General features: G+C 72.4%; 17 protein-coding genes. 10 read left to right on the top strand and 7 right to left on the bottom strand.

The genetic code is table 11. The annotated features are described in order from the left end of the window. Positions 1-6: 6 nt before the first annotated feature. Together L0984_RS00170 and L0984_RS00165 are read right to left on the bottom strand one after the other, a co-directional pair. Positions 7-690: a ChrR family anti-sigma-E factor gene (locus L0984_RS00170; RefSeq protein ID WP_234191783.1), complete on the bottom strand. Its 684-nt coding sequence runs from the start codon at positions 688-690 to the stop codon at positions 7-9. Continuing rightward, positions 687-1,382, bottom strand: a complete 696-nt coding sequence (locus tag L0984_RS00165) for a sigma-70 family RNA polymerase sigma factor (RefSeq protein WP_234191782.1) — start codon at positions 1,380-1,382, stop codon at positions 687-689. Before L0984_RS00165 ends, L0984_RS00170 begins: the two co-directional genes overlap by 4 nt. 83 nt (positions 1,383-1,465) lie before the next feature. On the opposite strand from L0984_RS00165, the gene L0984_RS00160 reads away from it, so the two are divergent. From L0984_RS00160 to L0984_RS00150, 3 genes are read left to right on the top strand one after another with little or no spacing between them, the layout of a single operon-like run. Beyond that, positions 1,466-2,851 carry an NAD(P)/FAD-dependent oxidoreductase gene (locus L0984_RS00160; RefSeq protein WP_234191781.1) on the top strand — a complete coding sequence of 462 codons (1,386 nt, stop codon included), beginning with the start codon at positions 1,466-1,468 and terminating at the stop codon, positions 2,849-2,851. Then, the gene (locus L0984_RS00155) at positions 2,848-3,729 is read left to right on the top strand and encodes a DUF1365 domain-containing protein (protein ID WP_234191780.1); all 882 of its coding nucleotides are present in this window, start codon (positions 2,848-2,850) and stop codon (positions 3,727-3,729) included. Before L0984_RS00160 ends, L0984_RS00155 begins: the two co-directional genes overlap by 4 nt. Then, complete coding sequence (locus L0984_RS00150; RefSeq protein ID WP_234191779.1) at positions 3,726-4,970, top strand: SAM-dependent methyltransferase; 1,245 nt, start codon at positions 3,726-3,728, stop codon at positions 4,968-4,970. The genes L0984_RS00155 and L0984_RS00150 overlap by 4 nt, the downstream gene beginning before the upstream one ends. A 100-nt stretch (positions 4,971-5,070) precedes the next feature. Here the strand turns inward: L0984_RS00150 and L0984_RS00145 are convergent, their stop codons facing one another. Beyond that, entirely contained in the window at positions 5,071-5,679 is a 609-nt protein-coding gene (locus L0984_RS00145; protein WP_234191778.1) for a Crp/Fnr family transcriptional regulator, read from the bottom strand. Positions 5,680-5,921: 242 nt separating this feature from the next. Between L0984_RS00145 and L0984_RS00140 the strand changes: the two genes are divergently transcribed. The 7 genes from L0984_RS00140 to L0984_RS00110 all read left to right on the top strand — a co-directional run bounded on the left by L0984_RS00140 (position 5,922) and on the right by L0984_RS00110 (position 15,295). Next, positions 5,922-6,974: a porin gene (locus L0984_RS00140; protein ID WP_234191777.1), complete on the top strand. Its 1,053-nt coding sequence runs from the start codon at positions 5,922-5,924 to the stop codon at positions 6,972-6,974. 13 nt (positions 6,975-6,987) lie between these two features. Continuing rightward, positions 6,988-9,153 (top strand): acetate--CoA ligase family protein, encoded by a 2,166-nt coding sequence (locus tag L0984_RS00135; protein WP_234191776.1) that lies wholly within the window; start codon positions 6,988-6,990, stop codon positions 9,151-9,153. A 41-nt stretch (positions 9,154-9,194) separates the two neighbouring features. Continuing rightward, a complete protein-coding gene (locus tag L0984_RS00130) occupies positions 9,195-10,232 on the top strand; it encodes a Bug family tripartite tricarboxylate transporter substrate binding protein (RefSeq protein WP_234191775.1) in 1,038 nt (345 codons plus the stop codon). Between the two features lie 35 nt (positions 10,233-10,267). Continuing rightward, complete coding sequence (locus L0984_RS00125) at positions 10,268-11,632, top strand: DUF1254 domain-containing protein (RefSeq protein ID WP_370645860.1); 1,365 nt, start codon at positions 10,268-10,270, stop codon at positions 11,630-11,632. Next, complete coding sequence (locus L0984_RS00120) at positions 11,629-12,990, top strand: DUF1254 domain-containing protein (RefSeq protein ID WP_234191773.1); 1,362 nt, start codon at positions 11,629-11,631, stop codon at positions 12,988-12,990. The genes L0984_RS00125 and L0984_RS00120 overlap by 4 nt, the downstream gene beginning before the upstream one ends. Continuing rightward, positions 12,987-14,261, top strand: coding sequence for an alkyl sulfatase dimerization domain-containing protein (locus tag L0984_RS00115; protein WP_234191772.1), 1,275 nt, complete (start codon positions 12,987-12,989; stop codon positions 14,259-14,261). The genes L0984_RS00120 and L0984_RS00115 overlap by 4 nt, the downstream gene beginning before the upstream one ends. Before the next feature lie 62 nt (positions 14,262-14,323). Next, positions 14,324-15,295, top strand: coding sequence for a Bug family tripartite tricarboxylate transporter substrate binding protein (locus L0984_RS00110; RefSeq protein WP_234191771.1), 972 nt, complete (start codon positions 14,324-14,326; stop codon positions 15,293-15,295). A 133-nt stretch (positions 15,296-15,428) separates the two neighbouring features. Here the strand turns inward: L0984_RS00110 and L0984_RS00105 are convergent, their stop codons facing one another. The 4 genes from L0984_RS00105 to L0984_RS00090 all read right to left on the bottom strand — a co-directional run bounded on the left by L0984_RS00105 (position 15,429) and on the right by L0984_RS00090 (position 19,209). Continuing rightward, positions 15,429-16,640: a branched-chain amino acid ABC transporter substrate-binding protein gene (locus L0984_RS00105; protein ID WP_017761929.1), complete on the bottom strand. Its 1,212-nt coding sequence runs from the start codon at positions 16,638-16,640 to the stop codon at positions 15,429-15,431. A 136-nt stretch (positions 16,641-16,776) separates the two neighbouring features. Next, positions 16,777-17,256, bottom strand: a complete 480-nt coding sequence (locus tag L0984_RS00100) for a hypothetical protein (protein WP_234191770.1) — start codon at positions 17,254-17,256, stop codon at positions 16,777-16,779. After that, a complete protein-coding gene (locus L0984_RS00095; protein ID WP_234191769.1) occupies positions 17,253-17,690 on the bottom strand; it encodes a DNA polymerase III subunit chi in 438 nt (145 codons plus the stop codon). Before L0984_RS00095 ends, L0984_RS00100 begins: the two co-directional genes overlap by 4 nt. A gap of 19 nt (positions 17,691-17,709) precedes the next feature. Continuing rightward, positions 17,710-19,209 carry a leucyl aminopeptidase gene (locus L0984_RS00090; RefSeq protein WP_234191768.1) on the bottom strand — a complete coding sequence of 500 codons (1,500 nt, stop codon included), beginning with the start codon at positions 19,207-19,209 and terminating at the stop codon, positions 17,710-17,712. Positions 19,210-19,215: the final 6 nt, after the last annotated feature.

Raw genomic sequence — 19,215 nt, 5'->3', positions numbered from 1 at the left:
GCCCGGTCACATGCCGACGAGCGATCCCAGCGTGCGCGCGAGGAAGCTGTCGAACACCACCCGGCCGTCGACCGACGCGAGGCAGATGCATTCGCTGCCGGCCTGCACCACCGGCTGGTGGTGGATATCGCCGTCCGCCGCATCGAAATCGCCCGGACCGAAGAGGGCCCGGCCGTCGTGGAAGCTGCCCCACAGCACCTGGGTGAGCTCCAGTTCGCTGTGCGTGTGCGGCGGCAGGAACTTGCCGGCCCCGATGCGCAGCAGGAAGACGTTGGCCGCCGGATCCTGCGGCAGATGCAGGCGGCTCCACCGCATGCCAGGGCCGATCCAGCGCCAGGGCGTGGCGCTGCAGCCGTCCAGGGCACGCGGCCAGTGCGCGCCGGCCGGAAGCTCAGGACGGGAGAGCCGGTGACCGCGCGCCCGCCGCGCAGGAGAGGCTGGGGCGACGCGCGGCGCCGCGGGCGCGTCGATGGCGGCCAGGGTGAGGGCCAGCGCCTCGGGCGCCAGACCGGCATCCGGCAGTTCCTCCAGCAGGGCGCCGCCCAGGGCTTCGAGGTCCATCAGGCGCCCGGCGCAGGCCGGGCAGGTTTCCACGTGGCAGGCCAGCACGGCCGCCGGGCCGGCGGGCAGCGTGCCCGCGGCAAGTGCGACCAACATGTCGTCGGTCGGGTGATGTCGGATCGTCGTCATGCCAGGCCGTCCAGCAGCTTGCGCAGATGCGCCACGGCCAGCCGCACGCGCGACTTGACCGTGCCCAGGGGGATGCCGAGTTCGTCGGCGATCCGCGCATGCGGCTGGTCCTCGAAATAAGACAGGTGGAGCACCCGCACCTGGTCGGGCGGCAGGCGCCGCAGCGCCTCGCGCAACCGGTGCTCGCAGCGGCGGGCGTGCAGGCGCTCGTCCGGTGCGGGGGCATCCTCGGGCATGGAATCCAGGTCGGCCTGCTCGGCCGAGAGCACCTCCACCGCCCCGCCCTGCCGGCGGTAGCGGTCCACGCGCAGGTTGCGCGCGATGGTGAAGACCCAGGTCGACACGCCGGCCTGCCGCGCATCGAAGAGCGCGGCCTTGCGCCAGAGCGCCACCATGGTCTCCTGCGCCAGGTCCTCGGCGGCATCCGGGTCGGCCCCGGCGCGCATGAGGTAGGTCTTGACGCGCGGCGCGAAGTGCTTGAACAGCACCGCGAAGGCCGTACGGTCCTGGCGCTCGGCCACGGCGCGAACCAGGTCGCACAGTTCGGCAGAGGTGGGGAGTACGGCTTGGGCGTCGGCGAGATTCACGATGGACACGGGCAGCAGACGCTTCCGTGGCGGGGGGACGTTCGACGGCTGGTACCGGGCTTCCATGATGAAGGCCTTTACGCTGCCGCCGGCGGATTGGATCACGGCATCCGCTGCATCGCCTGTAGGACAGGACGAATCCAAAATCCGCCGCCAGCCGTATAGGCGACATGCACCCTGGAGTTCCGATGAGCCTGACCACCCCTGTCGCCCCCGGCCTGCCGCCCGCGCCCGTCGCCTCCGGGGACGCGCCGCTGAACATCGCGGTGGTCGGCGGCGGCATCGCCGGCCTGTCCGCCGCCTGGCTGCTCAACCAGCGCCACCGCGTGACGGTCTTCGAAAGCGAACCGCGCCCCGGCGGCCATAGCCACACGGTCGATGCGCCCGCCGCCGGCGGCGGCCATGTGCCCGTCGACACGGGCTTCATCGTCTACAACGAGCCGTCGTACCCCAATCTGACCGCCCTGTTCGCGCACCTCGAGGTGCCGACGGTGGCCTCGGACATGTCCTTCGCCGTCAGCCAGGACGGCGGCGCGCTCGAATACGCCGGCACCGACCTGCAGGGCCTGTTCGCGCAGCCACGCAACCTACTGCGCCCGCGCTTCTGGGCCATGCTGCGCGACCTGATGCGCTTCTACCGCGAGGCACCGCCGCTCGCGGCCCAGGCCGGCCTGCAGCCGCTGGAGGAATTTCTGGACGCCCATGGCTACGGCCGCGCCTTCCGGGAGGACCACCTCTATCCGATGGCGGCGGCGATCTGGTCTACGCCCGCCGGCCAGGTGGGCCGCTACCCGACCGAGGCCTTCATCCGCTTCTGCGAGAACCATCACCTGCTGCAGGTCAACGGCCGGCCGGTCTGGCGCACCGTCAAGGGCGGCAGCCGCGCCTACGTGCAGCGGCTGACGGCGGGCTTCCGGGATCGCCTGTACCTCGATCAGCCGGTGATGGCGCTGCGCCGCGACGACGAAGGCGCCTGGGTCCGCACGGCCGCGGGCTGGTGGCCCGAGCGCTTCGACGCCATCGTCGTCGGCGCCCATGCTGACCAGGCCCTGGGCATGCTGCAGGACCCGAGCGGGGACGAGAGCCGCCTGCTGGGCGCCTTCCGCTATTCGCGCAACCACACGGTGCTGCACAGCGATCCGGCGCTGATGCCGCGGCGCCGCGCCGTCTGGTCGAGCTGGAACTACCTGTCCGACCGGCGCCAGACCGACGGCGCCCCCTGCGTCACCTACTGGATGAACCGCCTGCAGGGCATCGACGAGAAGACGCCCCTGTTCGTCACGCTCAACCCCATCGTCGAGCCCCATGGCGACCACCTGATCCGCACGCAGGTCTACGAGCATCCGCTGTTCGACGCGCGCGCCATCGAGGCGCAACGGTCGCTGTGGTCGATCCAGGGCCAGCGGCGCGTGTGGTACTGCGGCGCCTACTTCGGCTCGGGCTTCCACGAGGACGGCCTGCAATCGGGCCTGGCCGTGGCCGAAGCGCTGGGCGGCGTGCGCCGGCCCTGGCAGGTCGCGAACGAGTCGGGCCGCATCCACCTCGGCGCCCGGCCGGCCGAGGTGGCCGCGTGAGCGGGCGTCCGGCGGCCGCTGGCGCGCCCGACGCCGCACAGGGCGACGGACAGGCGCTGTACCTCGGCCGCGTGATGCACCAGCGCCTGCGGCCGCGGCGCCACCGGCTGGGCTACCGCGTGTATTCGCTGCTGCTGGACATCGACCGCGTGCCGGCCCTTGCGGCGCGCAGCCGGCTCTTTTCGCTCGGCCGCTTCAACCTGTTCAGCCTGCACTGGCCGGACTACGGCGCCGGCGATGCGCAGGGGCCTCGCGCGCATGTGGAGCAGCAGCTGCAGGCCGCCGGCCTGCCGACGGGCGGGCGCATCCGCCTGCTGACCATGCCGCGCATCCTCGGCTATGCCTTCAATCCGCTGAGCGTGTACTTCTGCGATGCGCCCACGGGCGGCCTGCAGGCCATCCTCTACGAGGTCAACAACACCTTCGGCCAGCGCCACAGTTACCTGCTGCCCGTCGCGGCGGACCACGCCGGCGTCATCGAGCAGCGCTGCGACAAGCAGCTGTACGTCTCGCCCTTCCTGGGGCTGGACATGCACTACCGCTTCCGCATCCGCCCGCCCGAGGAGAACGCCAGCGCCGACAGCCCGCTGGCGGTGGGCGTGGATGCGGTGGACGCCCAGGGCCCGCTGCTGGTGGCCCGGCTGGACGCGCAGGCCCGTCCGCTGGGCGACGCCGCGCTGCTGCGGGCCTTCTTCAGCCACCCGCTGCTCACGCTCAAGGTGATCGGCGCCATCCACTGGGAGGCGCTGCAGCTATGGCTCAAGGGCGTCGGCCTGGTGGCGCGGCCGGCGCCTCCCCAGAATCCGGTTACCGTGTCGCCGGCAGAGTCTCCGGCCCTGCCCTCCGGCCCGTCCGCCACCTTGCGCCCCACGCCATGACCGCTCCCCTCGATCCCTCCTGCGACCTGACACCGCCGCCCGACTCGCGACGGCCCGGCCTGCTGGCGGCGCTGCTGGCCCGTCGCTGCATCCGGCCCCTGCTCAGGCAACTGAAGGCCGGGCACCTGATCGTGCAGTTGCCCCATGGCGAGCGGCTGGAGGCGCGCGGCGCCCTGCCCGGTCCGCAGGCGCTGATCCGGCTGCACCGCTGGCGTCCGCTGCTGCGCCTGCTGGCGCAGGGCGACCTGGGCCTGGCCGTCGCCTACCGCGACGGCGAATGGTCCACGCCCGACCTGCTGGCCGTGCTGGAACTCGGCGCCGCCAACGAGGCCGCGTGGCAAGGTGCCATCGACGGCATGCGGCCGGCCCGCTGGCTGGCCCGGCTGGCCCACCTGCGCCGCGACAACAGCCGCAGCGGCAGCCGCGACAACATCGCCTTCCATTACGACCTGGGCAATGCCTTCTACGAGCGCTGGCTCGACCCGGGCCTGCAGTACTCCAGCGCCATCTACGCCCACGACCACGAGACGCTCGAAGCCGCACAGGCCCGCAAGCTCGGTCGCATCGTCGAGCTGCTCGACGTGGCGCCCGAGCAATCGGTGCTGGAGATCGGCTGCGGCTGGGGTGGCCTGGCGCGCCAGATCGCCCAGGCCGGTGCCCGCGTCACCGGCCTCACGCTGTCCACCGAGCAGTTGCGCTGCGCGCAGGACCGCGCGGCGCAGGCCGGCCTGCACGAGCGCGTCGACCTGCGGCTGCAGGACTACCGGGACGTGCAGGGCCAATTCGACCGCATCGTCTCCATCGAGATGATCGAGGCCGTGGGCGAGACCTGGTGGCCGACCTACTTCCAGGTGCTGAAGGACCGGCTGGCAGCCGGCGGGCGCGTCGTGGTGCAGGCGATCACCATCGACGAATCGGCCTTCGCGCGCTACCGCGCCGGTGCCGACTTCATCCAGCGCTTCATCTTCCCGGGCGGAATGCTGCCCACGCCGACCCTGATGCGCGAGCACGGCGAACGGGTGGGCCTGCGGCTGGCCGAGGTGCAGCGCTTCGGCCACAGCTATGCGCTGACCCTGGCGGAGTGGCGCCGCCGCTTCATGGCGCAATGGGCGTCGATCCAGCCGCTGGGCTTCGACGAGCGCTTCCACCGCGTGTGGGAGTACTACCTGGCCTATTGCGAGGCGGGCTTCCGCGAGGGGCGGATCGACGTCGGGCTCTACGTCTTCGAGCACGGCCGCTGAGCAGCGGCGCGGGGGCTTGCGCCGCGCCAGGCTGCGCCTTCGGACGGTGTGAATGAAGCCGGCGCGGCCGAGCGGCCACGGCGGCCTCGGTCACACCTTCTCAGGTCTCGACAAGCCGCTGCAGGGCCGGCAGATCGACGATGCGCAGGCGCTTGTAGCCGCCCCCGTAGTCGACCAGGCCCAGGTCGCGCAGGTGGGCGAGCTCCTTGTTGATCGTCTGGCGCGACAGGCCGAGCATCGCGGCCAGGTCGGCCTGCGACACCTGCAGGAGGCCCTCGCGGGCAGGCTGGCCCGACAGGTGATAGCCCATCTCCATGTTCAGCAGGGTGGCCGCCAGCCGTCGCTGGATCGAGCCCACCATCTGCGCGCGCAGCGAGCCCACGCTCAGCCGCTGCCGGTACAGCGCCAGCCGCGCCACCTCGCGCCACAGGCCCGGGTCGGCGTCCAGCACCTCGATCACGGCGTCGGCCGGGATGTGCAGCACCACCGAATCCTCGTGCGCGTCGTAGCCGTAGCTCAGCGGCACGTCGTCGAGCAAGCGCACCAGCGGGACCACATGGCGCGGTCCCAGCAGTGAGTTGACATAGCGCCGGCCGGACTCGTTGACCGCGGCCACCTCCAGGCTGCCCGACACCACGACCAGCAGTTCGCGCCGCGCGCTGTCATGCCCGAGCACCTGCGCACCACGGCGGTAGCGCCGCAGCCGCACGGCCGGGATCAGCCGCTGGAGGCAATGCGCCGGCCAGGTGGAAAACAGCTCGCACCAGCGCAGACCGCGCTCGATGAGCGCCGCCTGCGAGGCCGGCCGGATGGAGCCCGTTTTCGGGTTCGCCAGGGGGTGCTCTCCGTATTTGTGTCGGTGGATTGACAGATTTTGGGCTTTCGCCTGCCTATCGTGGAACCCGTTCAAACCACGACAAGGGCCGGACGGCCCCACGGAGACAAGCAAGCATGAAGACTTTCCTGGCAGCCGGCCTCGGGCTGGCGGCGGGCGCCGGCGCGTGGGCGCAAGGCGTCACGATGTACGGCACGGTGGACCTGTACGTGGCCCACGCCCGCAGCGGCGGCAGCTCGTGGACGCGGATGCAGGACGGCGGCCACACCGCCTCGCGCCTGGGCTTTCGCGGCACCGAGGACCTGGGCGGCGGGCTGCGCGCCGGCTTCGTGCTCGAAAGCGGCATCTCGCCCGACACCGGGCTGGGCAACCTGCCCGGCCCGGAACTGAGCTTCACGCGCCAGTCCTTCGTGAGCCTGGCCGGCGCCTGGGGCCAGGTGGACCTGGGGCGCATGTACACGCCGATGTTCTACACGCTGTTCCGGGCCGATCCCTACGGCCTCAACGCCGTGTTCTCGCCGCTCAACCTGGTGGCGGCGACCGACGCGCAGCCGGGCGCGCAGGCCTTCGCCGGGCGGGCCAGCAACATGGTGCGCTACCGGACGCCGCAGGGCGACGGCTTCTGGCTCGATGCGGCCTTCGGCTTCGGCGAGGCCGCGCAGGCCAGCCGGCGCAGCGGCCAGTTCGAGGGCGCAGCGGCGGGCTGGACGGGCGAGCGGCTGACGCTGGCCTATGCCTTCCAGCGCGCGCATGGCGGCAGCGCCACCGCGCCCCTGGCCGACCCACCCCGCACCACCTACCAGGCACTGAGCGCCACCTACAAGCTCGGCGACCTCGACCTGTACGCCAACCACGTGCGCGTGCGCTCCAGCCTGGCGGGCGTGCCGCAGGCCCGGTTGACCAGCCTGGGCGCGCGCTACAGCTTCACCGCGATGTCGCAGCTGATGGTCGAGGCGGTGGACCGCCGGGTGGACGGCAGCGCGCGCCGCCAGCTGGGCTGGACGCTGGGCTACGACCACCACCTCAGCCGGCGGACCACGCTCTACGCCCGCTGGCTGGGCCTGGGCAACCATGCCGACGCCTCGGCCACGCTGGCCGGTGTCACGGTGGCCGCCAACAGCGGCGACGCCGTGCGCGTGCTGGCCGCCGGCATCCGGCACAACTTCTGAGCCCGCTTTGCCCATGGACACCCTGCACTCCCTCCAGAGCCGGCTCGACAGCCTGTCGGCCCTCTTCAACCCGCGCGCGATCGCCGTGGTCGGCGCCTCGGCCAACCCGCAGAAGATCGGCGGCATCCCGGTGGACTACCTGCGGCGCTTCGGCTACGAAGGCCGCCTCTATGCGGTCAATCCGACCACCGACCAGGTCCAGGGCCTGCCCGCCCATGCCAGCCTGCAGTCCATCGGCGCGCCGGTGGACCTGGCCGTCCTGTCGGTGCCCGCCGCCCGCGTCGAGGACGCGGTGGAAGACGCCATCGCGGCCGGCGTGCGCGGGCTGGTGCTGTTCTCGTCGGGCTATGCCGAGATCGGCGGCGACGGCGTCGCCGCGCAGGCGCGGCTCGGCCGGCGCGTGCGCGAGGCGGGCATCCGGCTCATCGGCCCCAATTGCCTCGGCTTCATGAACCTGCGCACCCAGGTGTACGCCACCTTCTCGCCGGCGCCCGGCGTGGGCCGCGTGACGCCGGGGCGCATCGGGCTGGTGAGCCAGTCCGGCGCCTTCGGCGCCTATGCCTATGCCATGGCGCGAGAGCGGGGCGTGGGCCTGTCGCTGTGGGCCACCACCGGCAACGAGGCCGACGTGCAGTTCGCCGACTGCCTGGCCTGGCTGGCCCGCGACCCCGGCACCGACGTGATCATGGGCTACATGGAAGGCTGCCGCGACGGCGAGCGGCTGCGCGAGGCCCTGGCCCTGGCGCAGGCGGCGGGCAAGCCGGTGGTCATGGTCAAGGTCGGCCAGACCGCGCTGGGCGCCGAGGCCGCGGCCTCGCACACGGCCGCGCTGGCCGGCGACGATGCGGTGTACGAGGCCGTGATGCGCCGGCATGGCGTGATGCGCGCCCACACCCTCACCGAGTTCTTCGACCTGGCCCACAGCGCGGCAGTGGCCGGCCGGCCGCGCGACCGCAGCCTGGGCCTGTTCACCCTGTCGGGCGGCGTGGGCGCGCTGATGGCCGACGCCGCGCACGCCCAGGGCCTGGACGTGCGCCCCCTCAGCCCGCAGGCCCAGGCCACGCTGCGCGAATGGGTGCCCTTCGCGGCGCCGCGCAATCCCGTGGACATCACCGGCCAGGTGACGAACGACTTCAGCCTGATGGAGCGCAGCGCCCGCCTGATGCTGCAGGACCAGGGCTTCGCGTCGTGGATGGGCTTCCTCGCGGCGGCCGGCGCGTCCGAGGCGTTCTGGCCGGTGCTGCGCTCGCTGGTCGCCTCGCTGCGCGAGGCCTTCCCCGACACCCTGCTGGCCATCAGCACGCTGATGCCGGCTGCGCGCCGGGCCGAGCTCGAGGCCATGCGCTGCCTGGTCTTCGCCGATCCGTCCGACGGCATCCGCACGATCGCCCGCCTCGCCGGGCAGGCGCCTCGGGTGGTGGCCGAGCCCGCCTCCCGCGGGGCGCCGATCCGCCTGGCGTCCGGCGCCATGAGCGAGCCGGCCGCCCTGGGGCTGCTGGCCGAATGCGGCGTGCCGGTGGTCGCGCACCGCTGGGTGCACGGCGCGGCGGAGGCGGCCGATGCCGCGCAGTCGGTGGGCGGCGCCGTGGCCCTGAAGGTGGTCAGCGCCGACCTGCCGCACAAGACCGAGGCCGGTGGGGTGATGCTGGGGCTGGAGGGCGCCACCGCCGTCCAGGCCGCCTACCGCGAACTGCAGGCCCGCGTGGCGCAGCGCCGCCCCGATGCGACGCAGGACGGCGCCCTGGTGGCGCGCATGGTGCAAGGCGGCACCGAATGCATCGCCGGCGTGCGGCAGGACCCGGTCTTCGGGCCGGTGCTGCTCGTCGGCCTGGGCGGCATCCACGCCGAGGTGCTGCGCGACGTGGCCGTGCGGGTGCTGCCGGTGGACCGAGAGGAAGCACTGGCGATGGTGCGCGAGCTGCGCGCCTTCGCCGTGCTCGACGGCGCGCGCGGCCGGCCGCCGGCCGACCTGGACGGCCTGGCCGACACCCTGTGCGCCCTGGCCGATCTGGCCCGCCGGGCCGGCGACACCCTGGAGAGCGCCGAGATCAATCCCCTGATCGTCCGCCCGCGAAGCGAAGGCGGCTGCGTGGCGGTGGATGCGCTCGTGGTCGGCCGGTCGCCGTCACCGCCCGCGGCCGGCGCCGCGCATGCCATCGGCACGGAAGGCCAGGCATGAACGGCCCGACGCGCCCTTCGCCCTCTGCGGGCGCCGCAGGCATGCCCAATCGGTCGGCGGATGGCGCGCAGCCCGCCGATGCCGGACGGCGACGCCTTCTGGCGGGCCTGTCCGCCCTGGCCGCGGGCGCCCTGCCGCTGCGCACGACGCAGGCCTCCACCCCGGCCACCGACGGCTGGCCCAGCCGTGCGCTGCGCATCGTGGTGCAGTACGCGCCCGGCGGCTCCACGGACACGCTGGCCCGGCTCCTGGCCGAGGCACTGTCGCCCCGCCTGGGCCAGCCCGTGATCGTGGAGAACCGCGCCGGCGCGGGCGGCATCATCGGCACCGATGCGGTGGCCAAGAGTGCGCCCGACGGCCTCACGCTGCTGCTGACCGTGCCGGGACCGATCGCCGCCAACCTGGTGCTCTACAAGCGCCTGCCCTACGACCCGCGCACGGATCTGCGCATGGTCTCGGACGTGGCGACGCCCCGCACGGTGCTGGCGGTGCATCCGTCGGTGCAGGCGCGCGACTTCGCCGGGCTGATCGAGCGCATCCGTGCCCAGCCGGGGCGCTTCGCCATGGGCTCCTGGGGCGCCGGCACGCAGCCGCACCAGATCCAGGTCTTCATGGACCGGCACTATGGCCTGCATACGCTGCACGTGGCCTACAAGGGCGAGGCGCCGATGGCCATGGACCTCGTGGCCGGCACGGTCCAGATGACCGTGGGCTCGACCACCACGCTGGCGCCCTACATCCAGGCGGGCCGCCTCCGTGCGCTTGCCACCGCCGGCACCACGCGCGCGCAGGTGCTGCCCGAGGTGCCCACCTTCGCCGAGCAGGGCTTCGCGGATGAGGTCTATGCGCTGACCGGCCCCATCTCGCTGATGGCGCCCGCCCGGGTGCCCCACGCGGTGGTCGAGCGGCTGGGCCGGGAAGTCCAGGCCGCGCTCCAGAACCCCGCACTGCGCGCCCGCATCGCCGCCCTCGGCGCCGAGCCCATCGGCAACCTGCCGGCGCAGGCGGCCGACAACTACCGCCGCTTCCTGCCCGTGTCGATGCGCCTGGTCGAAGCCACGGGCGCGCGGCTGGACTGAGCCGCCCATCAACCCCTTTGCATCCGCCCATGACCATGACCTCCCCTGACACCTTCACCGGCCTGGACGCCGGCCGCCGCGACCTGGCCCGCGCCGTGGGCCTGACCGCCTTCGTGCACGGCTATCCCCTGGTCGAATCGGTGCGCACCTGCCGCCTGCAGACCGGCCATCCGGGCCTGGCGCCGCGGGCCCCCATCAACGCGCTGCATGCCATCACCCGACCTTCCACCGACCAGGACCGCGACATCGTCACGCCGGCCAACGACCTGCTCTACACCACGGCATGGATCCACCTGGGCGACGGCCCCTGCGTGCTGACGGTGCCGGCGGCGGCCGAGCATCCCGGCCGCTACTTCGTGCTGGCGCTCTACGACGCCTACACCGAGAACTTCGAGAACCTCGGCCCGCGCAACTGCAGCGCCCAGGGCGAGCAGGTGCTGCTGCTCGGACCCGGCCAGCGCGCCCCGGCGGCGCTCGCGCACCTGCGGCAGGTGTCCTGCCCCACCACGCTGGTGTGGCTGATCGGCCGCATCCTGGTCGGCGACGAGGCCGACTGGCCCGCGGCCCGCGCCCTGCAGGCCGGCATCCGGCTCGCGCCGGCCGAGGGCACCGGCCCGAGTCGTGTGCCGGCCTGCGTGGCCGCCTGGGAGGGCGAGCCCGTGGACGCCATGGCCGACATGCAGGCCGGCGTGCCCGCGCAGGACGTGGCCCGGCGCTTCTTCGGCAACCTCTGCCGCGCGCTGGCCGATGCCCCCGGCCGGCCCGAGGACGTGGGGCTGGTCGCATGGCTGGGCCAGGCCGGGCTGCGGCCGGGCGCCGGCTTCGACTGGGCGGCCCTGGACGCGCCCACGCGCGAGGGTCTGCAGCAAGGGCTGGCCGAGGCGACCCGGCTGGTCGGCGAAGCGGCACGCAGCCGACGTCGCAAGCCTTGGGTGCTGGCCGGCCGGGCCGGGCGCTATGGCAACGACCACCTGACCCGTGCGCTGACGGCCTACATCGGCCTGGGTGCGCTGGCCACCACCGAAGCGCTCTACGCGGCGGGCCATTTCGATGCCGCCGGCGAGGCCCTGGACGGCAGCCGCCGCTACACGATGCGCTTCGAGGCCGATGCCCTGCCGCCGGCCGACGCCTTCTGGTCAGTCACGCTGTACGGCGCGGACCGCTTCCTCCATCCCAACGCCCTCGGCCGCCATGCCATCGGCGACCGCACGCCGGGCCTGCGGCGCGATGCGGACGGCGGCCTGCGGCTGGTCTTCAGCCACGACCGCCCGGCCGACGACGCCAACTGGCTGCCGACGCCGGCGGGCCGCTTCTACCTGATCCTGCGCCTCTACCATCCGCGCGAGGAGGCCCGCGCATGGCGCATACCCGCCCTGCTGGCCTGGGGAGCGACGGCATGAGCCCCGCGACCAGCACCGCCGACCGCGAGGCCGTCGTCTACGCCTATCCGCTCTACGAAATGCGCCGCATGCGAGCCGCGACCTGCCCCAGGCGGTTGGCGGCGCACGGCGAGGCGCCCGAAGGCCAGCGATGGTGCAACGTCTTCACCCACAGTCGCAGCCTGCTCGCGCCCGGGCGCAGCCGCGTGGTCACGCCCAACAACGACACGCTCTACTCGACGGCCTGGCTGCATGTCGACGACGAACCGCTGGTCGTCGAGGTGCCCGACACACAGGGCCGCTACTACGTGCTGGGCCTGCTCGACTTCTTCACCAATCCCTTCGCGCATCTGGGCACGCGGCTGACCGGCAATGCCGCGCGGCGCTTCGTGCTCACGCCGCCGGGCTGGCAGGGCGAGCTGCCGGAGGAACTGCAGTCGGCCGGCACCCGCGTGCCCTGCCCCACGCCCTGGGTCTGGGTCATCGGCCGCATCCTGGTGGACGGCGAGCACGACCTGCCGGGCGCCCATGCCGTGCAGGACGGACTGCGGGTGCACCGCCTCGGCGACTGGGTCGCCGGCCGCCCGCCCAGGCCGCGGGCCTTCAACCCCGACTGCGATCCGTCGGCGCCCGCCGGGCCGGCGCACTTTGCCCACCAGGTACGGGCGGCGCTCGGCGAGAACCCGCCGCCCGCGTCCGACCTGCCGCAGATCGCCGCGCTGGCGGCGCTGGGGCTCGATCCCGCCGGGCCACCGCCGGCGGACGAGGCCCTGCGCCGCCTGGACCAGGCCCTCGACGAGGCGCTGGCCCTGTTGCGCAACACCGAGACGGGACGGCAGACGGCCGAGGGCTGGACGCTGCCGCCCCTCGTGGAAGGCAGCTTCGGCGACGACCACCGGGCCCGCGCCCTCGTGGCGCTCAAGTACATCGGCATGCTCGAAAGCGCCGAGGCCTACTACCCCCTGGCCTGGAAGGATGAGGACGGCCAGCCGCTCACCGGCCGCCGCGTGTACGCCCTGCACTTCGCGCCCGGTGCCACCCCGCCCGTGGACGCCTTCTGGTCGATCACGCTCTACGACGCCCGCGACTACATGCTGGTCGCCAACCCCATCGACCGCTACGCCATCGGCGACCGCAGCGCCGGGCTGGCCTGGGCGGCCGACGGCAGCCTCACGATCCACATCGCGCACGAGGCACCGCAGGAGCCGGACGCGCGCGCCAACTGGCTGCCTGCGCCGGCCGGCGAGTTCTACCTCTGCCTGCGGGCCTACATCCCGCGGCCGGCCCTGCTGGAGGACCGCTGGCGTCCGCCCGCGCTGCGCGTGACCGGCCGGCCCGCGGGGACGGCGGACACCCCGGGTCCGGAGCCACGCGCATGACCCTGCCGCAACCCACGCAGGCCGGCGCCGGCGCCGAAAAGCCCTTCCTCATCGTCGGCGAAGGCAGCGAGACCGTCGGACCCGGGCTGCATCTGCTGCGCGGCCAGGGCCATTCCTTCGCGGCCGAAACCGATGTGGGCCTGGTGGTGATGGACGCCGGGCCCGGCGGCCGGGTCACCGCGGGCATGATCGATGCGCTGCGCGCGCTGAGCGATGCCCCGCTGCACGCCCTGTGCTTCAGCCATGGGCACCTGGGCTACAACGCCGGCGTGGACCAGTGGCTGACCCATGCCGCGCAGCGCGGCGATCGGCGGCCCCGGGTGATCGCGCATGCCGGCGTCCTGCGCCGTCACGCGCGCTACCGCGAGACGGCCGGCCTGCAGCACCGGCTGGCGGAGATGCAGTTCCGACGGCCCGCCGCCTTCTTCGAACGCCACCTGGCGCTGCACGACCCCGACGAGACCTTCGAGGACCGGCTGACGATCGGGCACGACGAGCGGCGCGTCGAGCTGAGGTGGGCCCCGTCGGAGACGGACGATGCCATCGTGCTGTGGTCGCCCGCCCAGCGGGTGCTCTACGGCGGCGCGGCGCTGATCGATTCCATGCCCAATGTCGGCACACCGCTGCGCACGCTGCGCGACCCGGTCCGCTGGGCGCGCACGCTGGAGCAGCTCGCCGCGCTGCGCCCGGAGGTCGCCGTGCGCGAGTTCGGCCCCACGCTGCGTGGCGCAGACCGCGTGCAGCATGTGCTGTTGCACACGGCGCGCGCCCTGCGCTGGCTTCGGGAGCGGACCGTCGCGCTGATGAACGAGGGGCTGGACGAGCGCCAGATCCTCGCGCGGCTGGACTATCCCGAGGAGATCTTCGGCGTCGACTGGCTCAAGCCCACCTATGGCGAGCCGAGCTATGTGGTGCGGGACATCTACCGCGCCGAGAACGGCTGGTGGGACCGCAACCCGACCAGCCTGCATCCCGCCCCGCCCGACCGGGTCGCGCGGGAGATCGGCGCCGCCATCACGGACAAGGCCAGCGTGCTGGCCCGCGCGACCGTACTCGCCTCGCGGGGCGAATGGCAACTGGCGCTGCACGTGATCGACCTGCTGGCCACCGCCGAGGGCGAGGCCCCCGAGTTCGCCGAGGCCCGCCGGCTCAAGGCCACGTGGCTGCGCGAGCGCGCCGGCCAGGTGCGCAGCTACGTGTCGCGCAACCTTCTTCTTGGCAGTGCCGAGCGCCTCGACGCCAGCCTGCCCCCTCAGCCGGGCGCTGGCTGACGGCATCCGTGCCCGCCACCCACCCGCCCGCCCCCTGCAATATCGCGATCACGGAGACACCCATGCCCCCCTTCCTGCGCCCCGGCGCCCTCCTCCTCGCCGCCGCCGTCTGCACCGCCGGCCAGGCCGCCGAGCCGTACCCGCAACGGCCGGTGACGCTGATCGTCCCCACCGCCGCAGCGGGTGGCACGGACACCATCGCGCGCCTGATGGCGGACGCCCTGGGCAAGCAGCTCGGCCAGCCCTTCGTGGTCGAGAACAAGCCGGGCGCCAACGGCGTGCTCGGCGTCGAGGCCGGCGCCCGGGCGGCGCCGGACGGCTACCGGCTGCTGTTCACCTATGCGGCGTCGGTGGTGGTCAACCCCGGCCTCTACCGGAAGCTGCCCTACGACCCGGTCAAGGACCTGGCGCCCATCGCCCAGATCGGCCGCGGCGGCAACCTGCTGCTGGTGCGGCCCGACTTTCCGGCCCGCACGCTCGACGAGTTCGTGCGCGAGGTGAAGGCGCATCCGGGCAAGTACAGCTACTGCTCCTGGGGCGCGGGATCGGGTGGCCACCTGGCCATGGAAAGCCTGAAGAAGCAGGCCGGCATCGACATGCTGCATGTGCCCTACAAGGGCACCAGCCCCTGCGTGCAGGACCTGGCGGGCCGGCAGGTGGACGCCGCCTTCGGCGACACCTCGTCGACCATCGAACTGGTCAAGGCGGGGCGCGTGCGCGCCCTGGCCAACAGCGGCCCCAAGCGGCTGCCGATGCTGCCCGACGTGCCCACGATGACGGAGGCTGGCTATCCCTTCACCACCTACAGCTGGTATGGCCTGCTGGCACCCGCGCGCACGCCGCCGGAGATCATCGAACGCCTCAACGCGGCCGTGCAGAAGGCCCTGGTCGACCCCGAGGTGGTGCGGCGCATGCGGGAACTCAACTTCGACGATCTCCCGCAGACCACGCCTGCGCAGTTCGGCGCGGTGATCCGGCAGGATCTCCAGGACTGGCGCGGGCTCATCCGCTCGATCAACCTCAGCCTCGACTGAGAAGGTGTGAACGGGTCCGTCATGCCCGCTCGGCCACGCCGGATTCATTCACACCTTCCGAGGCGCGCGCCGCCGCTTGAAAACGGAAAAGGGGCCCGAAGGCCCCTTTGGTCTGGCGATGCGCCGGAGGTGCTCAGCGCACCACGGCGATCTGCGTGCGCGCGCCACCCTTGTAGGTGTAGAGCGTCAGCGCGCCGTTCTTGATGTCGCCCTTCTCGTCGAAGGCGATGGGGCCGGTCAGGCCCTTGTATTCAATCTTGCCGACTTCGGGCAGGTACTTGGCGGGGTCGGCCGAACCGGCCTTGGCCATGGCGGCAGCCAGCACCTGCACGGCGTCGTAGACGTACGGCGCGTAGATCTGCACGTCCACGCCGTTCTTTTCCTTGAACTTGGCCTTCCAGGCGTCCAGCGGCGCCTTGAAGTCGCCGTCCACGCCGCCGGCTTCGGCGCAGTAGACCATCTCTTCGCCGATGGCATCGCCGGCCAGCTTGGCCAGCTCGCCCGTGCACAGGCCGTCGCCGCCCATGAACTTGACGTTCAGGCCCAGCTGCTTGACCTGCTTGAGCATCGGGCCGCCGACGGCGTCCATGCCGCCGAAGAACAGGATGTCGGGCTTGGCGCCCTTGAGCTTCGTCAGGATGGCGTTGAAGTCGGTGGACTTGTCGGTGGTGAACTCGCGGCCCACGATCGTGCCGCCGGCGGCCTTGGCGGCCTTCTCGAACTCGTCGGCGACGCCCTGGCCGTAGGCCGTGCGGTCGTCGATCACGGCGATGTTCTTGCCCTTGAGGGTCTCGACGGCGTACTTGCCCAGGGTGCCGCCCAGCTGGGTGTCGTCAGCCACCACGCGGAAGGTGGTCTTGAAGCCCTGGCGGGTGTACTTGGGGTTCGTGGCGGAAGGGGAGATCTGCGGGATGCCGGCGTCGCTGTAGATCTTGGAGGCGGGAATGGTGGTGCCCGAGTTCAGGTGGCCGACCACGCCGTTGACCTGGCTGTCCACCAGCTTCTGGGCCACGGCCGTGCCCTGCTTCGGATCGCCCGCATCGTCTTCGGCGATCAGCTCGAACTTGGCCGTCTTGTCGCCGATCTTCATGCCCTGGGCATTCAGGTCCTCGATGGCCATCTTGGCGCCGAGTTCGTTGTCCTTGCCCAGGTGGGCGATGGCACCGCTGGTGGGCGCCACGTGGCCGATCTTGACCGTGAGGGTTTCACCCGCCGGAGGCGCAGCAGGTGCGGGCGCCGCCGCCGTGGCTGCCGGGCTCGCTGCGGGTGCTGCGGCTTCTTCCTTCTTGCCACAGGCCACCACCGAGAGTGCAGCCAGGGCGACCGCGGTCCATTTCAATTGCATGAGAAACCTCCAGAACGATGAAGACAGGATTGATGTTGGTCTACCGGTCGATGCAACCGGCGCGCCATGCTGGAGCAAGTTCCAGGCCGACGCACCGGCTGGCGGCACCCGCGCGCCCTCCGACCTGCAAGTCAGTTTAGCCCAACGATGGTGCACGAACCCCGGCGGAAACACGGGGTTGGGCGGCCGAAAGCTCCTCGGCCAGGGCGTTCGAAATGAGCTGCCGCAACTGGTCTTCGAGACGGTTGCGAAGCACCGGGATCATGGCGTCGAGTTGCTGCTGGACGGCTTGCGAGACGACATCGGTCAGCGCCTCCTCCAGCCGCAGGTCGACGCGCTGGAGCACACGGTGCAGCAGCTCTTCCTCGATCTCGAAGATGTCCTCGGGACGGATGGCCACCATGGAGGCGGTGGGCGCCGGCTCGGCAGAGGCCTGCGCCACAGGCATGGCTTCGGCGGCCGGCGGGACCGTAGCGGCGGGTGCATCGGCCTGGGGCACCGGAGCGGGCGTCTCGGGCCAGACCAGCTCGGGGCCCACCACCGACGGCGCGTCGAGGTCGACCACCGCGGTGAGGGTCGGCACGAAGCGCGGCGGGGTGCGGGGCGGCACGCTCATGCGCTGCGCGATCCCACGTCGTGCCGCGTGATGGCGTAGCCGCGATCCGAATAGTGGCGCCAGCGCGAGCGCCCGGCCAGCCGCTCGTCGTCGTCGAGGCCCACCACGTCGATCAGGCGATCGAAGCGCTCGAAGCCCTGCGGCAGGGCCAGGCCCAGGTTGAGCATCACCTGCCGGTGGGACGGTGGTTCGCCTTCGGCCAGGCCCAGCAGCACGGCGGAGCGCCCGCGCACATGCACTGGCGCATCGGCCTTGCAGTGCGGGATGAAGTCCGCCGGCGAGAAGCGCCACAAGGCTTCGTCCAGCGCGTCGAGCAGTTCGCCGGGCCCTTGCACCACGACCTGCGCATCGGCACCGAGCACGGCCTTGCGCAGGAGCCGGCAGGCATGCTGCAGCTTGTCGGCCGTGTTGTAGTGGACGTCGATCTCGGTCACGGGTGCGTTGCGCTCGGCCTCAGGCCGACGCGGGCGTCTTGCGGGCGCGCTTGCGCGGCGCCGTCGGCACGGCGCCTGCGGCAGCCTGCGACAGCAGGTAGTCCAGCAGCAGGCCCACGGGACGGCCCGTCGCGCCCTTGGCGCCGCCACTCTTCCAGGCGGTGCCGGCGATGTCCAGGTGCGCCCAGGCGAAGTCGGCGGTGAAACGCTGAAGGAATTTGGCCGCCGTGATGGCGCCGCCCGCGCGGCCGGCCACGTTGGCGACGTCGGCGAAGCGCGTCTTCAGCCCTTCGGCGTACTCGTCATCCAGCGGCATGCGCCAGCAACGGTCCTGCGCGTTCTCGCCGGCACGCTGCAGGGCCTCGGCCAGGGCATCGTCGCTGGAGAACAGGCCGCTGCGCACGCCGCCCAGGGCCACCACGCAGGCGCCCGTCAAAGTCGCGATGTCGATGACCGCCTTGGGCGCGAAGCGCTTGGCATAGGTCAGCGCATCGCACAGGATGAGCCGGCCTTCGGCGTCGGTGTTGAGGATCTCGATGGTCTGGCCGTCCATGCTGGTGACCACGTCGCCGGGCTTGACCGCACGGCCATCGTTCATGTTCTCGCAGCTGGGAATGAGGCCGACGACGTTGATGGCAGGCTGGATCTCGCCCAGCGCACGGAAGACGCCGAGCACGCTGGCCGCGCCGCCCATGTCGAACTTCATCTCGTCCATCTCGGCTGCGGGCTTGAGCGACACGCCGCCGGTGTCGAAGGTGATGCCCTTGCCAACTAGCACCTGCGGCGCCACGTCCTTGGCCGCGCCCTGGTACCGCAGCACGATGAAGCGCAGCGGCTGCTCGGAGCCCTGGGCCACGGCCATGAAAGCGCCCATGCCGAGCTTGGCCACCTCGCGCGGTCCCAGCACCTCGACCTTGAGCTTGGGGCCGCGGGCCAGCGACTGCGCCGCCTCGGCCAGCATCGTCGGCGTGGAGTGGTTGCCCGGACGGTTGGCCCATTCCTTGGCGAATTCGACGCCCCGCACCGTGGCGCGGGCGATGTCGAAGCCGGCCTGCAGGCCGGAGGCATCGGCCACGCCCAGCACGAGCTGGCGGATGGTGCGCGGCTCGGGCTTGGACTGTGTGGTGGTGTAGACGTAGCTCGCGTCGGCGGCGGCGAGCACCGCCGCATGCAGGGCCCGGGCATCGACGGCGCCTGCGAAGACCATCGCCAGCTTCTTGGGCGCGGCGGACTTGACCGCCTGCAGGGCCGCGCCGACGGCACTGCGAACAGCCGTGGACGAAAGATCACCGGCAGAGCACAGCACGAGCCGCGTCGCCGAAACGTCGGCCGCCCCATAGGCCGCGACCAGCTTGCCCGGCTTGCCTTTCAGATCGCCGGCCTTGCGGGCCTGGGCCAGCAGCCGCGATACGCCGTCGCTGCCTTCGCCCTTGAAGTCGTCATGCACGAGGACGACGAGTGCGTCGGCCTTTTCCGAGGCAGCCTGCGCGAGGCCGAGGGTCTTGAGTTGGAAGTCCATAATCCG

Origin of the sequence: Pseudacidovorax sp. NFM-22 (assembly GCF_021401245.1) — a bacterium.
Taxonomy (GTDB): Bacteria; Pseudomonadota; Gammaproteobacteria; order Burkholderiales; family Burkholderiaceae_C; genus Xenophilus.
This window is presented reverse-complemented; position numbering and strand designations above follow the sequence as displayed.